Origin of the sequence: Pedobacter borealis DSM 19626, assembly GCF_000708285.2 — a bacterium.
GTDB lineage: Bacteria > Bacteroidota > Bacteroidia > Sphingobacteriales > Sphingobacteriaceae > Pedobacter > Pedobacter borealis.
Window position 1 is genome coordinate 25,833 of the sequence record NZ_JAUG01000012.1, and the last position, 15,164, is coordinate 40,996.

The window sequence follows — 15,164 nt, forward strand, 5'->3', positions numbered from 1 at the left end:
TTTTAGCGGTTTACCCTGCGCTGAAAAATATGACAACTTATACCATTCTTATTATTTTAAGCGGATTAGTTATTTTCTCTTATCTGTTTGATTTAGTGGCAAGTAAAACCAAAGTACCATCGGTTTTATTGTTACTTCTTTTAGGTATTGGTTTACGTTTACTGGTCGATAACCTGAAGATACAAACCTTCAATTTCCTCTCTATCCTGCCAACATTGGGCACCGTAGGCTTAATTTTAATTGTTTTTGAAGGTTCTCTCGAACTTAAATACGACCGGCATAAAAACAAGGTTATACGCAGTGCTTTTTTCTCTGCCCTAAGCATTTTAATGGGAACTATTGTGGTAATCACCAGTATTATCTACCAGATCACCCACCACGATTTATATACCTGTATTGCAAATGCCATTCCCTTTAGTGTAATCAGCTCTGCCATTGCCATCCCTTCCGCAGCGGCATTAAACAATACCGATAAAGAATTTGTAATTTATGAATCTTCTTTCTCTGATATTTTAGGCATTATCATCTTCAATTTTGCCATTACCAACCATTCGATAAATACATCTGCTTTTATTGGTTTGGGTTTAAGTACCTTCCTCATCCTTTTACTATCGGCCATTGCCTGTGTGGTGTTGTTGTACGTAATGGGCCGATTGATACACCACATTAAATTCTTCTTAATTATAGCGATACTGATTCTGGTTTATGCCATTGGTCAGTCTTACCACCTATCCTCTCTGGTGTTGATTTTGAGCACAGGCCTATTTCTGAACAATGCCGATACGATTGAGAATGCCTGGTTTAGAAGTGTCTTTTTATACAAAAATTTAACAGCCGATTTATCCCAGCTCTATCAGTTATCGGCAGAAAGCGCTTTTATTCTGCGTACTTTTTTCTTCGTTATTTTTGGTTTTACCATGAATATTGGCGACTTGAACAACAAAATTGTACTCGCCAACGGCTTTTTCATTTTAATATCGATTTACATCATCAGAGTGGTATTTCTCAAAATATTCAAAAAAGAAAACCTTAGTCCGATTTTATACATTGCACCCCGCGGCTTAATTAGCATTTTACTCTATTTTAACCTGCCAGCTTCCTTAAAAATACCTGAGGTGGGTACGCCATTCCTGTTCTTGGTTGTACTGGGATCGAGTATTGTAATGACGTTGGGGATTACGTTAAGTAAGAGAAATAGTGTGGTTCATTAGTCATTGGTTCATTGGGTTGATCGTATAGATTCTAATAGAATGATCGTCATCTCGACTGTAGCGCAGTCCCGGCATTAAGTCGGGAGAGAGATATATCTAGCCAGATATATCTTCATTTATTTAAACCGGTTAATCGACGCCAAACGCCAAACTCCCAACGCCAAACACCTAAGGTTTAAATGAAGATGAAATGCTTTTTAGCTGGTGCAGCTCGGCCAGCACATTTGGATTGGCCTGATAGTAAATGGAATAATAACTGAGTTCGTTTAACTTATTTCTATCTATTTTATTAAAGTTAAAACGTGCCAGATTCGGATTAATGGCATGGATAGGCAATGCAACAGCATTTGCTATTGCGGTAAAAACCACAGAGTATACAGTTGCTGCCGCGTCTTCCTTAAAAGTAGGCTCTTCCTTGCCCCATTTATCAACCATTTTACCAGCGGTATTCATTTTATATTCTTCCGCCCGATCTTCACCTATTTTAATAAAACTCATTCCTTCATAGCCCTTTTTAATCGTTCTGATCTGCACGGTTTTAATTTCACTAATCGGAACCTTAATAAATTCGCCATCATGATTCAGAATGGCATTTACCGAATCAACTTTATATAAAATCCCTTTGTATTTACCATTTTGAGTTTTTAGAATGGCCATGTAAGGTTTTATGCTTTGAGACTTTGCTAAAGTAATGGAGAGGAAAAAGATAAGCGTAAAATAGATGGTTTTCATATTGAGGTATTAAGAGACAGTTAAATTTAATACAATATTTTAATATTTCTGTCACGGTGAGGGCTTAAAAATCAATACAAATGACAGATGATTTTTATTGCAGTGATTTTTGAGCGGAATCGTCATTGCGAGAAGGCTTTTTCAGCCGACGAAGCAATCTTACAACTATCGCTAGTAGCGACCGCATTAAGATTGCTTCCCCGAAAAAGTCGGGGCAGGCTCTCGTTCCTCCTCGCAATGACGATTCTTTTTATTGTAATCTGTTAATGGTCACAGAGTCGAAGTGCTAGAACAAATAGCTCCCCGTCTCTCGGATAAATCGGGGAAGAATTATACAGACGCTAAGGTTGATTTTAAACAAATAATTAACCCTACCATAGACAGAATCCATTAGCACGGTCGTCATTCCCGCGCATGCGGGAATCTTAAAGCGCTTGCATTACGATTATTCATAAGTTTTCCTTTTTTCAGAGGCATTCATGAGCACTCCGTGGTTCCCAATCGAGTTGTTCCAAAGGAACTCCCTTGGAGGGAATGACGATCTCACGCAGCCTACTATTTTGCCAAAAAGATTTGTCTTTTATATTGATTTTATGAAACAATTACTCCTCAGGATGACAATTTCTCGCGTGAACCGACTTCATTGATTAATGATTAAAAGGTTAATTGTTTAAATTGGTTAACTGAATTCAAACTCGTAAATCGACTAAAGACTACCGACTCAGGACTTCAGACTAAGCCCCCATTTCCAAAATCTTATCAAATTCTTCTGCTTTTAATGGCATTACCGATAAGCGTCCTTGTCTAACCAATGAAATGTCAACCAAACTCGGCTCAGCTTTGATCTGCTCTAAAGAAACCGGATTTTTGAGGCTTTCTACCGGCGATAAATCAACCACTACCCAGTTGGCATCATCAGTAGTTGGATCTTGATAAAACTCCCGTACTACTTTTGCAATGCCCACTACGTTTTTACCTTCGTTACTGTGATAAAAAAGCACCAAATCTCCTTCTTGCATGGCTTTTAGGTTATTTCTGGCCTGATAATTACGAACACCATCCCAAAAGGTACGGCCATCTTGATTAAATTTTTCCCAACTATATTTAAAAGGCTCTGATTTTACTAACCAATGGTTCATTATATTTCTTTATTTAAAGTAGTTTAAAGCGTGTTTTTAGTTCCAATTTAATGATTGGCGACAAATGGTGGCGACAAATCGCAACTTAATGAGGCAACCTAAACAATCACAATTAATCCATACTTGGGGTGATTATGACTTTTATTTAAACACCCCAAAAGAATTAACTGGCAGCAACAAACCATTTGTTTATTTCTATCAATTGAATCCCAAAACTAATAAATCTGAAAGAATTCGCAGGTACATTCCAAAATTTGATGGTAACAAAAAGAAAATAGCTCATTCTGCCAAGGAGATTATCGACGAATTACTTGCCCTCTTAAAGAGTGGATGGAATCCTATCACTAACCTTCAAATGGAAAAAGAAATCAACTATAGTTCAAACTTAATTGAATGTTTAGATTTCTGGATAAAAAAACGAGAAGAGGCACATGCGAATAAGGCAATAGGATTCAGTGCTTTAAAGAATAATAAAATTCTAGTTATGCATTACAAATCATATTTAGAAACTTCTAAAAAACCAGTTTTGAAGATTCAAAATATTACAAAAGTGCATATAAAAGAATTTCTAGATCAGAAAGCTTTTGAAAGAAACTGGGGCAAAGTGACTTACAATACCTATTTGGTGGATTTAGGGACATTCTTTAATTACCTCATAGATATGCGGATTATCAAAGAAAATCCCTGTTCAAATGTTACAAAGAAAAATACTAGATGGGATTCCAGTAGATTCAAGGTCTTTGAAAAGGATGAGCTATTGGAAATTTCAAAAATATTAAATTCAGATAAGCACTTTTTAGGCTTAAATGTGGCAACCAAATTATTATTCAAATACAATATCCGACCAATAGAAATAACAAGGTTACAAATCAAAGATATTAATTTCGAAAAAGATCTCTTGATTATACCAAATAATAAAACAAAGAACGGAAATGAAGCTACATTTCAACTGGACAAGGGAACCAAAACTTTACTAAGTGAGATGACCACAGGCCTAAATAGAGATTATTTTGTGTTTGGTGGTTGGAACAAACCGACCCCTACCCAAGTTTGCAGTGAATTCTTTGGTCAAAACTGGCGAGCATTACGTAAAAAATATAATTTGTCACCACACCTTAAACTCTATGCTTTAAAGCATACATCAAATTACTATGACATTGAGAATGGAGCGAGTTATGAAGAGATTAGGCAAAGAAATCGGCACTCCAATTTACAAGTTACAACATTATACATTAGGGAAAGGCTATTTAAGAATATAATCAAGTCTTCAACTAGTGAACTGTTTTAGATAAAATATTTGAGGAATATCCAAATTTAAAACTACCTCCTTAAAATAAAGGAATATGTTAATTTTTGGATATTCTAAAAAGTTGCCCCTCATAAATGGTGAGATAAATAATTCTTCAATATATTCGGCAATTCAAACCATTGCCATGTCGATCATTAAAGTAAAATTGAACCCAGACCTAGAAAAGTTAAAAACCTATTTAGGAGAATGGCATTTTAAGACATTTACGAAGCAAAGATATGCTCAACTTGAACTAGCTTTATCAAAAGATCAATACAAAAGATATTCTGATGGCTTAAAAGGGGTGATTGAAAAATATAAATTGCAGGAAGTTTGTGAAGAATTACTTTATGTAATATTTAAAGAGGATGAGGTATTAGGCGACAATATTCGAAATGACCAAACAAGATATGATTATCTCGAAAATATAATTGACGTTTCTAAATTCCTTTTAGCGTTCAAAAACTCTCAGGATAATCCTCATTTTCAAATTGGCATTAAAGAAAACACGGGTACTGAAAACATACCAATAAATAAAACATATTTCGTTAAAAATGCTGAAATCTCTAAATGGATGTGTCAAGTAATTTGTGACGCCATTGAAGTTGGCAACCTACCATATGGACTTGTGGATGAGCAATCAACAGAAAATATATTTGGTTCAAGTTATTACGACTCACAAGCTCCCATCAAAGTTGAAAATCTTGAAAGAGGTGCAAATCTCAAGAACAAAAGCTTTTCTGTTTACAGACGAAAACGTTATGTGGAATTCTGTTATGAGGTTAAAAATTTCTTAGAAGAATATACCAATCTCAAATCTGCTGCAAATGTTAAGGTAAGTGATGAGCAAGCTAACTTTTTCTTTGATATTCTTAGTGTTTTAGATTATTTAAATTTTGAGAAAATTGAGTCAGATCCAAAGGACTATATCAATTCAATGATCAGAAATCACAACAAATAAACGGCTGATCTACAAGGAAATAAAAACATAAAAAACTTCTCAATTTCTATTTCCTTCCCCCCTCTAAAATGGAAACATCTTTGCAGAGCGTTAAACAATTAACGCATTGCAAACATGTTAAAACAAGATTATATTATTGCCCAGTATGAGGCAAACAAAGTTTCCGGAAGAGGATTCTACTGTCCTAGTAAAGGAGTTTACAAAATCATGAGAGTAAAACAAGGGAAGTGTTATGGAAAGCCATCCTTAATGGCTATCGCTTTATGGAAACCTAGCATAGACGATAGCTATGAATTAACAACTCGCTTTGAAATCCAGCTTGAATCTGTCAAGCAAAATGCTAAAGGTGATCAAGTCGCCTTAATGGAAACTAGTGAAATTCTATATCGAGAAATAATTGTAACCGCAGGCTCATACTCTATTGGCGAACCGTTTATTCTAACATTTGAGATTCTAGAGAAAGTGGTGATGACTTTAGATGAAATAGATTTCTGTTTTGGAGGCTGTGGTTTTAACTCGGATGATGACGACCCAGAGAAATATTATGCCCACAAATGTGCCATATCGGAAGAGTATGAATTAATTGAGTATGCTAATGCACTTTTAGCAAATGGATTAGATTACGTGGAAGAGATTCAAGATTTACTTGAAGAAAACGAAGATATCCTGCTATTAGAGGCAATTGATAGACTTAATGAGTATTAGCGTAGAAGTTAAAAAAATCAAATACAAATCTGGGATAGACAATATAACTTCTGGATAATCATCACAAGTAGTGAAGAGCAGTGACAATCTGCTCTTCAACAAAAATTATAAGATCATGTTACCAATAGAACCAATAAAAATTAACGAGGGTCAGTATCTTAGTGATACCGATGAGTTCCTAAATGGAACTCCAAACAATACAATCATTTTCAAAAAGCTACCAAATATCGGTGGTACACATGGAGAATGTAAACTTTACGACTGGAGAAATTCTATTATTATAGAACCGAATACTCCTGTTTTAAAAGGAAAAAAAAATGCTTTGGAAGCTGACGGTATTACCAAAATGTACCCTAATATTTTCGTTGTGCACAAAGGTGTAACACGGGCACAGGTAGTTGCTTATTTGAATAGCGATATAACTCCTAAGAAGATTTTATCTACTCCAGAGGGCTATGCAAATAAGGTTAAACCAGCTATTGAAAGTTCAGCTTATTCATTGTATGATGATTTTTTTATGCTTTTCGATGAATGTGATAGAATGATAAAAGATGCAGATTTTAGAGATACCATTATTTTGCCTATGCATGACTTTTTCAAATTCAAGGAGAAAGCTATGATTTCTGCGACAGCGATTGAACCAATTGATCCGCGTTTTCAGGAAAATGGGTTTAGAATACTGCAAGTTGAACCCCAATTTGATTATCGTAAACCAATTACGATAGTCAATACTAACAGAGTATTTGATTCAATTAAGGAATTTATTGCAAATAATAGAGATAAAAAAGTATTTATATTTCTAAATTCTATTGAATTTATTTTTGAGCTCATTCAAGCATTAGACATTGAAAAACAAAGCAAAGTGTTTTGTTCACCAGAAGGCTGTCGAAGCCTTAGAGCTAGAGAGTTTAATAATGTAGATGAAGATATAAGCGAGTTTCTTCAATACAACTTTTTTACTTCAAGATTCTTCAATGCTGTTGATATAAAACTCGACTATACCGCCAATGTGTTGATGATAACAGATGTCTATAGAGCTCCATTTTCAAAACTTGATCCATATACTGATGCTATTCAAATTGTAGGAAGATTTAGGAATGGTACTAATAAAATCAGTCATATTTCCAATTTCAACGCAGAAATCAAATACAGAGAAAGAGGTGATGCCATTAAATTTGTTGATGAGCAATATGAGTTTTACAAAGGAGTTTGTGATGTAGCAGATTCCCACTTTAATGAAGGTGGAATTGTCGCATCATCTCAGGCCCTCGATGGGATGGACATTACCAAATTCGTTAATGAAGAAGGAAAGTTAAATTCTACAATGGTGGACAATTTTATCTTGGATCAAACAATAAAAAGCCATTATCGCAATTATGAGCTACTAAACTTAGCCTATCTCAACACGACGAATTTCAACCCAATAGTAAAAAACAACTGGTTTGACATTGGTGATAGCGAGCTTGATAACTTGCGTGCAAAAAAAAATATGGTAACACTGGCTGAAGCTGTAGCTAAAATACTAGATGACCACAACCCTAAAAAATTCGGCCTAGTATATTTTTATCTGAATGGAGATAACCGAGATATCATTAGAAGGGAATATCCTGAGATTTCTAAGTTTTACGATTACTTGGGTTATAAAAAGATGAAGAGTTTAAATTTTGAGCATTCAAAAATGAAAAAGGCTGTTGAAGCCCAAAAGAGGACTACAGAGCTGAAAAACTCATTGCTTTTTGCTGACATTCATAGTCATTACCAAATTGGAGAAATAGTAATGGAGCAATCCATTAAGCCAGCTTTACAGCAGATTTACTTGAAACATGGCATATCTCAGAAAGCTAAATCAAGTCATATTAATAATTTTTTTAAAGCTAGCAGAAGTGGTACAAGAGAAAACCAGAAGTTTTGGACGATACAGGGGTTAAGGATCTTAGCCTCATAATTAACATCCAAAATTTTGAAGATCCCCCTAAGTAAAGGAATTTGAGAAATTTTGGATATGAAAAAGCACTAACGAAAGTTGGTGCTTTTTTGTTGAAGTTGCCCCCCATATAAGTAAAGGTAACGCCAAAAAAAAATATAAAAAATTTTTAGTGGGATTTACACAGGTAGAGAGTATAGAATATCACCCCCTCCCTTTTAATAGATAAAAACCTTTATCCTGAATCTTTACGAGGGCACGAACCTTAGAACATTTTGAGTAAAGTAAACGAGAGTGTTACATCTAAGTACCAATAATTGTGCATTAATAAAATAATGCTAAAAATCTCGATCAACTTTATTCTTATAACAGTATAGCCTGAGAGATATTGGCAATATTAAAACTGCCAAAAAATAAACGACCACGACCAGAAATCGTGGTTTTTTTATGCCCAAGATTTAGAAATACATAGAAAAAACACGCTTCAAAAAAGTAAAACAATTGATTATACACCATAAAATTTAGAAAAATGAAAACAAAAACACGTACAGAAACTAAAACGAAATTGGTTTTGGTAAACGCTGATCTACAGCAGAACAACGATTTAGTTGAACAAGCTTATACAGCTATTATCAATGTTGCATCTGATTTATTGAAGAAATTTGAACTGACTAAGTACAGGACTCATATTTCGGTTGAGCATTGCAAAGATCCACAAAACACAAACTTGGTAAGAGAATACATCTGTTTTTTCTGGAATATTACACTGAGTAATAGCAAAGAGGGCAAATCTTACATATTTATCTCGATTGATGAAAGTGGAATTGAAAAGTTTGGCAGTGGCTTAACTAATTTGTTATTGAGAAGTGCATTTAAGATTACTGAATCTTTAGAAGGGAAACATAGTATTGAATATTCAATGAGGGTTAATTATATGCCAATGGACATTCACAACTTCTTTTACAGGAGAATTGTTGAGGGAGAAACAGATTTTGTGAGCTTATTTACTGTAGAGCATTTAAAATCTTAAAATTAAGGCACAGCAATGTGCTTTAATTTAATTCTCCTTTATATCTTTACGTCAATCAAAATTAAGATATAAAAAACAGAAATTAATTTAACTAAAATATAAGCGTTAGCTTAAATGTCCTGCTTTAGGAATCGGCAAAATTCAAATAACACAGGGACAGATGAGTGCAACGCCTACGCGATAAGCGTGGGGTTGTCTTGTTTGTTGTGTAGGGTTTTTTGCCGAACCTCTAAAGCGCATTCAAGTTCAGTCCTGCGCTTATTGTGTTTACAGGCTAGTTTGGGGACGACTAACATTAAATCTATTTCAATGAAATCTCCAATCTTAATTGTTCTTGCGACCTGTTTATTTCTATTTTCTTGCAAAAGAAGCCAACCAAATGGCAAATACCTAGTTTACTCGGGGCAAACCAGTAATTATGTTTCTAACCCATATTATGATGAACAATCTTCTCGTAAAATAAAAGATGAATTAATGGGCAAAGAATTTAATATTGCCTTTAAAGATGAAATCGTGATAATCGATGGATTTGATAACAAAAAAATTGTTCTTAATGCAGACCAAGCATATAATAAGATTAACCCTAATATACAGCTCTATAGTTCTGGATCAGTATCTAAAGGTTACCATAATATGGTGTCACTTTTCACAGGTACTAAAGAAAATTCTACCGATTTAAAAATACGCATGAGAAGAAGCCATGATAATGATTTTAGAGATACATCATTGGTAACTGACAATGATCGAAAATTTGTTGAACTATCATTTGACCTTAAAAATCTAAGTAATTAACTTATGTCTGCATTCTCAAACTATTCTTCATTACCCAAAGAAACCAAAAGATGGATTTGGATTGGCTACTTAGCTTACTTGGTATACATGAGCTTCTTTGGGGGATTTGATCTAATCATAGAAAAAATTATTCCAACAGGAAACGATGTTTTACAAATTCTTGCATTCCTTACATTATATTGGATTGCTGCCCTACTAATATTATGGGCGACAGATAATTAACAATTAAGGCCATTAGTCAAACTATGGCCTTTTATCATTAATCGCTTTATTAAAATGATATACATCAAGACATTATTAATTCTGTTCATTAGCTCACAATCACTTATAACTGCTAAACCAAACCTATCCTACTTAAAAGGCTATAACGGTAAATATCCAGCCAATGTAAAGTTGCTTAGTAACAATCCTCTTAATAAGCGACTTAAGACTCTGTTGAAGAGTAGATATGATTTCCTTATTAAAACTTGGGGACCAGAAACACCAATCGAAGTGAAGAAGAATACTTTTATCGCGTGGGGATGCCAACAACATAATTGTAGCAACACGAATTTCACCATAGTTGTAGACTTTACAAAAAATGTTCTTTATGTTGGCATTCGAGAAGAAGAACAAGTAAAAATCTATTCAGAAGATGGGAGTAAAAACATTGAAGTAATTAACTGGGCAAATAGAACCAACTAATATGAGCTTAATATTTTATCCCCTATTTGTAGTAGCAGTTATTATATCGTTTTTCATTTTTGGAAAGAAGAGAGTAAATAAAGCTATTGAAGAACCGCCCCTCATAAACGATGAGCCTTTAATTCCAAAACCAATTAAGCCAGCTTATAACCCTAAATTTAAATGGAGCGTGTTGGTCAAATCTTACAAAGGCACAGTTTTAGATTTTGAAGATGATGATCTAGGAAAAGTTGGTTATTATATATTTAATAACCATAAATCACAATTAATTCAACGCCAGATAATCGTTTACATAAAGGATAACCAAGAAAATAAATATTTGAGAATTATTTCAGATGGAAGTTCAGAATCAATGATTGGAGTAGATCATCCAACTCATGGCCATATTGGCTATTTGAGTTTTGAAGAAGTAGGAACGCTGATTGACAAGGTAGGTTTCCTATAAAGCAATCCACCAGATCCACAAAACAAATCAATAATCAATGTTAGTAACTAGAATAATCTGTGGATTAATATAATTCACCCCAAATTTGCGATGTGAATATTATTCACATAAATTTGTTCTATACAAAAAAACCTCGAAGTGTCAGCCTCGAGGTTTTGATTACTGTTAAACTTGCGATTTAACATTTACTCTGATACTGCTATTCTTGCATGAATAACATTTCTCGGAAACATCCCATTCGGAGCATAGAAATATGCTCCGTTTTTGTTTCTACTTCAAATTTAGTAATAATAATTAGCGTACTTCCATTTGCGGTAATAATGTTGAAAAGTCGCAAAGAATATTAACATTAGTAAGGGCTCCACTACATTTATGAACTGCTATTAAACTTACTGAATAAAATAATTCCTTACCCAAGCCTTTCCTCAAAAGGGGTGGCTTAAGAGAGGAAAGCCTCGGCCTAGTCATTAGTTTGGTGCTGTGGATTCTGTACTTCATTTTTATGAGGGGCAATGCTCTACTTTTCTGTTAGTGATTCTTAGCTAAAGACAGTGGGTTAAGGTAGGAAGATCGGTATTCGACAAGTCTAATGCCACTTAAAACACACGCCATTGCTTTGCACTGTCATGGTTTTAATTTTGGCAAATCGGTTGCCTCATGAATGCTTTCTCTATCTTTATCTAGGATTTTGCTTCGCTTCATCCTGGATAAATCTAATCGCATTCCACTTTTCAGCTCACCTGCGTAATCGAAAATGCTTCGCTTCGCTTGTGTTAAAACATAGATCGAATCCCGTTGCTTTGCAACTACTGATTCTCACACATTTTCTCAGTTCGCGGTTGGTGAGCACTATCATTTGCAAATATCTACACGAAGTACTAGTTTAGTATTAATTAACAGCTCGGAATTCTCAAACGACTTACCGGACACTTATTGATTTAGTTGCAAAGCTTTCATAACTGGAGGTTAATTTTATATGCAATTATTTATACAAATGAAAATATGGCGAAAGCGAAAAAAGCAGATGCAGAAGTCTCGTTGATTTCTGAAAATCCAGAGGTACAAAAGCCTAGGTTGACCAAATTGATAATAAAAAACTATCGATGTATAGGTTCAACACCAGTAGAAATAGACCTCGACGATATTGTGGTTTTAGTTGGAGCTAATAATGTTGGTAAGAGCTCGATATTAAAAGCTTACGAACTAGTCATGTCTCAAGGCTCTGCAAAAGCAGATTTAAAGCTTGAAGATTTTCCTAATAATGCTGTTGACGAAGATAATCTGCCTGAAATAGAATTACATACTATAGTATATGATAACAGTCCAGGCGATAGGTGGATACAGATATTAGAAAATGGGGAACTGCTTGTAAAGGAAAGATGGATATGGAATGGCGAAGGTAAGCCAAAACGTGAGGGTTGGGAAGTAGCAACTAATTCGTGGAGCGAAAATGTTCCTTGGGGAGCTCCTAACGTAGCAAATGCTAGACGCCCTGAGCCACATAGGGTTGATGCCTTTGACTCCCCAGAAGAACAGGCAAAGGCAATAAAAAAGTTGTTGATGCAAGCACTTACAGATAGAGTGAAAAACTTAAAGGCACAAAATAATGCTGATGGAGAAGAAGAAAATGATTATAAAAAGCTGATAACTAAAGTTAAAGAGTTACAGAAAAAAATAGTAGAGGAAGCTCAAGAACAAATAGATGCAGTTAATAAAGAACTGACAGGTTTAATTTCAAAAGTATTTCCAAACTATAAAATTGATTTTGATGCGAAACCAGAAGATGACTTAGATAGTGTTATCAATTTATTTAAGGCAGATACCCAATTGTTGATGGGACCAGCTGATGGATTTTTAAGTACTGTTGATAGACAGGGAAGCGGTGCGAGAAGGACTCTACTTTGGACTGCTATAAAATTCATATCCGAAAATAATCAAAAGGGAAAAGACGATGGAGCTTTGGTTAGGCCTCACTTGCTTCTCATTGATGAACCTGAACTTTGCCTTCATCCAAATGCGATAAGGGAAGCTTGTAACGTATTGTATGATTTACCTAATGCTGGTAATTGGCAAGTAATGGTTACAACTCATTCTCCCATATTTATCGATTTTTCAAAAGATAATACTACAATTGTTAAGGTTGAAAAAGTTGCGGATGGACAAATAAGAGGCACTACAGTATTTCGCCCAGATAAAGTTCAGCTTGATGAGGATGATAAGCGAAATCTAAAGCTGTTAAATATCTGCGACCCTTATGTAGCGGAATTCTTTTTTGGAGGTAAAGTGATAGTTGTCGAGGGCGATACTGAGTATACTGCATTCAATTATATCAAGAAACAAAAGCCTGATGATTATAAGGACATAAACATTATAAGAGCGAGAGGAAAAGCCACTATTGTATCGCTTATAAAAATATTGAATCACTTCGGTTCGAACTATTCAGTCCTACATGATAGCGATACTCCAAGAATAACTACCAAGAAAGGAAAAGAAATGGCTAATCCTGCTTGGGGCAATAACCCGAATATATTAGCAGCGATTAATTCAAAACCAATGGTAACAGCAGCAAGATTATTGGCATCTCTCCCTAATTTTGAAGAGGCTTATTTTGGAGAAATTGCTTTGGAAGAAAAACCTTATAATGCTTTAAAAACACTGGAAGATAATGAAGGTATGTTCAACACGATTGAAGCCTTATTAAAAGCTCTTATTGATTTTGCCTCTCCAATTCCGGCTAACTGTGCAGAGTGGGGAACGATAGAAGGGCTCCAAGAAAAACTAACAGCTGTATTGGAGGCTTAAAATCATCAAATACTAATTTAGAAAGATGTATGAAAATGAAATTTACATTCAAGTAAACTCTGTGAAACTTATCTTTACAAGTTTAAATCTCTTTTAAAGTTAGATTTAATATTTGCCCATATTAAATTAGCTAGGAAAAGACAAGGTTATTAATCGTCATATGAACGTTGCCTTTAAAGTATTGGAACACTCAAACGATTTTAAATAGAGTACAGGCCAACCAAGAAATGACAATTTTAAAAAATGCAAATGGGAGAAACTTTTGTTAGAATGCCAGCTAATCGAGATGAAGTAAATTTGTACACTTCCCTAGGAGAGGCTTTGATGAAAACTCAGGTAGTTGAACAGGCTTTGAGCCATTCAATTACTCTTAAAATGAACCCAAACGAGACAAAGGAACGAGCTGATGAATTTTTACAACAAAAACAACGGTATACTTTAGGGCAGGCTATTAAACTTGCGGTTAAAGAAAAATTGTATAGTCAACCAATACAAAGTGAATTAGACGCTTTTCTAGAACAAAGAAATTGGTTAGTTCATAATGTTATCTGTGGAAACGAAGAGGATTTTAATACGGGACTTATAAAAAATGAGTTGCTTGATAAAATCCACTCTATTGCGGACAAAGCTGCAATTATTCATCGTTCCATAGAGTATGATTTGATAGGTTTTTGTGAGTCTAAAGGGAAAGATATGTCAAAAATTAGAACGGTATTGGAATTGCAAGACCAAGGAATGAGAATTCGAACGAAATCTTGATTTTGTTTTATAAACTCCTACCTTATAAACACAACATCCGCAGTTAACATTTTTAAAGCATATCCAAAACTGATCTCTCCCCCTTAAAGATAGGTTAAGTAAAAAATCTTGGATATTGACATGATAAGTTGATTAACTTGCAATCATCGCCCATTCTGTTATCTTTGCTTTCCTAAATCTCTCTTGTAAAGTTAACGCTCAATGAAACGACACACCTTATCTTTAAAGGCAACTTTAGCAATTATGATTATGCTGACAGTCTCGGTCATAACATTCGCACAAAAGCCAACCTCCCAACACTTGATTTTCAAAGGCGTACCGATAACTGGCACCTTGATAGATTATGTATTTAAGATGAAACAGAATGGTTTCAGCCACATCGCAACTAAAGATGGGACAGCGATCCTCCAAGGAGATTTCGCAGGTTATAAGAATTGTGTAGTTGGGGTTTCAACGCTTAAGCAAAAAGACTTGGTCTATCAAATAGCTGTTGCCTTTCCAGACAGAGAAACATGGTCAACACTATACGAAAATTACAGTAGTCTGAAAGAGTTGCTGACAGAGAAGTATGGGAAACCAAGTACCGAAGTTGAAAAGTTTGATGACGAGGGTGAGGATGATCATGGTAAAATGTATCAAGTTCAGCGCTGATAGACAGTTTTCGTCTCCGAAATCGCCAACTTCTTGTAGCT

The 15,164-nt window shown here is 34.7% G+C and carries 15 protein-coding genes; 13 read left to right on the forward strand and 2 right to left on the reverse strand.

Translation table 11 applies throughout. The features are described from left to right. The first annotated feature begins 29 nt into the window (after positions 1-29). On the forward strand, positions 30-1,211 hold the full coding sequence (locus AW17_RS05325; protein WP_029275087.1) for a cation:proton antiporter: 1,182 nt from the start codon (positions 30-32) through the stop codon (positions 1,209-1,211). Between the two features lie 168 nt (positions 1,212-1,379). Here AW17_RS05325 and AW17_RS05330 read toward each other — a convergent pair whose 3' ends face one another. Both AW17_RS05330 and AW17_RS05335 read right to left on the reverse strand, forming a co-directional pair. Further along, entirely contained in the window at positions 1,380-1,943 is a 564-nt protein-coding gene (locus AW17_RS05330; protein ID WP_029275088.1) for a hypothetical protein, read from the reverse strand. 734 nt (positions 1,944-2,677) lie between these two features. Next, positions 2,678-3,082: an EVE domain-containing protein gene (locus AW17_RS05335; protein WP_029275089.1), complete on the reverse strand. Its 405-nt coding sequence runs from the start codon at positions 3,080-3,082 to the stop codon at positions 2,678-2,680. A gap of 88 nt (positions 3,083-3,170) precedes the next feature. Here AW17_RS05335 and AW17_RS05340 point away from each other — a divergent pair, with 88 nt between their 5' ends. From AW17_RS05340 to AW17_RS05395, 12 genes are all read left to right on the forward strand, one after another. Next, positions 3,171-4,370 (forward strand): tyrosine-type recombinase/integrase, encoded by a 1,200-nt coding sequence (locus AW17_RS05340; RefSeq protein WP_167343643.1) that lies wholly within the window; start codon positions 3,171-3,173, stop codon positions 4,368-4,370. Positions 4,371-4,425: 55 nt separating this feature from the next. Then, positions 4,426-5,331 (forward strand): hypothetical protein, encoded by a 906-nt coding sequence (locus AW17_RS05345; protein WP_029275091.1) that lies wholly within the window; start codon positions 4,426-4,428, stop codon positions 5,329-5,331. Positions 5,332-5,445: 114 nt separating this feature from the next. After that, the gene (locus AW17_RS05350; RefSeq protein ID WP_029275092.1) at positions 5,446-6,036 is read left to right on the forward strand and encodes a hypothetical protein; all 591 of its coding nucleotides are present in this window, start codon (positions 5,446-5,448) and stop codon (positions 6,034-6,036) included. Positions 6,037-6,151: 115 nt separating this feature from the next. Continuing rightward, on the forward strand, positions 6,152-7,981 hold the full coding sequence (locus AW17_RS05355) for a DEAD/DEAH box helicase family protein (protein WP_029275093.1): 1,830 nt from the start codon (positions 6,152-6,154) through the stop codon (positions 7,979-7,981). A gap of 508 nt (positions 7,982-8,489) precedes the next feature. After that, positions 8,490-8,990 (forward strand): hypothetical protein, encoded by a 501-nt coding sequence (locus AW17_RS05360; RefSeq protein ID WP_029275094.1) that lies wholly within the window; start codon positions 8,490-8,492, stop codon positions 8,988-8,990. 309 nt (positions 8,991-9,299) lie between these two features. After that, positions 9,300-9,782: a hypothetical protein gene (locus tag AW17_RS05365; RefSeq protein WP_029275095.1), complete on the forward strand. Its 483-nt coding sequence runs from the start codon at positions 9,300-9,302 to the stop codon at positions 9,780-9,782. Between the two features lie 3 nt (positions 9,783-9,785). After that, positions 9,786-10,004 (forward strand): hypothetical protein, encoded by a 219-nt coding sequence (locus tag AW17_RS05370; protein ID WP_029275096.1) that lies wholly within the window; start codon positions 9,786-9,788, stop codon positions 10,002-10,004. A 54-nt stretch (positions 10,005-10,058) separates the two neighbouring features. After that, positions 10,059-10,466, forward strand: coding sequence for a hypothetical protein (locus AW17_RS05375; RefSeq protein WP_029275097.1), 408 nt, complete (start codon positions 10,059-10,061; stop codon positions 10,464-10,466). A 1-nt stretch (position 10,467) separates the two neighbouring features. After that, positions 10,468-10,911 carry a hypothetical protein gene (locus AW17_RS05380; RefSeq protein ID WP_029275098.1) on the forward strand — a complete coding sequence of 148 codons (444 nt, stop codon included), beginning with the start codon at positions 10,468-10,470 and terminating at the stop codon, positions 10,909-10,911. Positions 10,912-11,913: 1,002 nt separating this feature from the next. After that, positions 11,914-13,713 carry an ATP-dependent nuclease gene (locus tag AW17_RS05385; protein ID WP_036669115.1) on the forward strand — a complete coding sequence of 600 codons (1,800 nt, stop codon included), beginning with the start codon at positions 11,914-11,916 and terminating at the stop codon, positions 13,711-13,713. Positions 13,714-13,956: 243 nt separating this feature from the next. Further along, positions 13,957-14,472, forward strand: coding sequence for a hypothetical protein (locus AW17_RS05390; protein WP_029275100.1), 516 nt, complete (start codon positions 13,957-13,959; stop codon positions 14,470-14,472). A 201-nt stretch (positions 14,473-14,673) separates the two neighbouring features. After that, the gene (locus AW17_RS05395) at positions 14,674-15,123 is read left to right on the forward strand and encodes a hypothetical protein (protein ID WP_051691648.1); all 450 of its coding nucleotides are present in this window, start codon (positions 14,674-14,676) and stop codon (positions 15,121-15,123) included. The last annotated feature ends 41 nt before the right edge of the window (positions 15,124-15,164 follow it).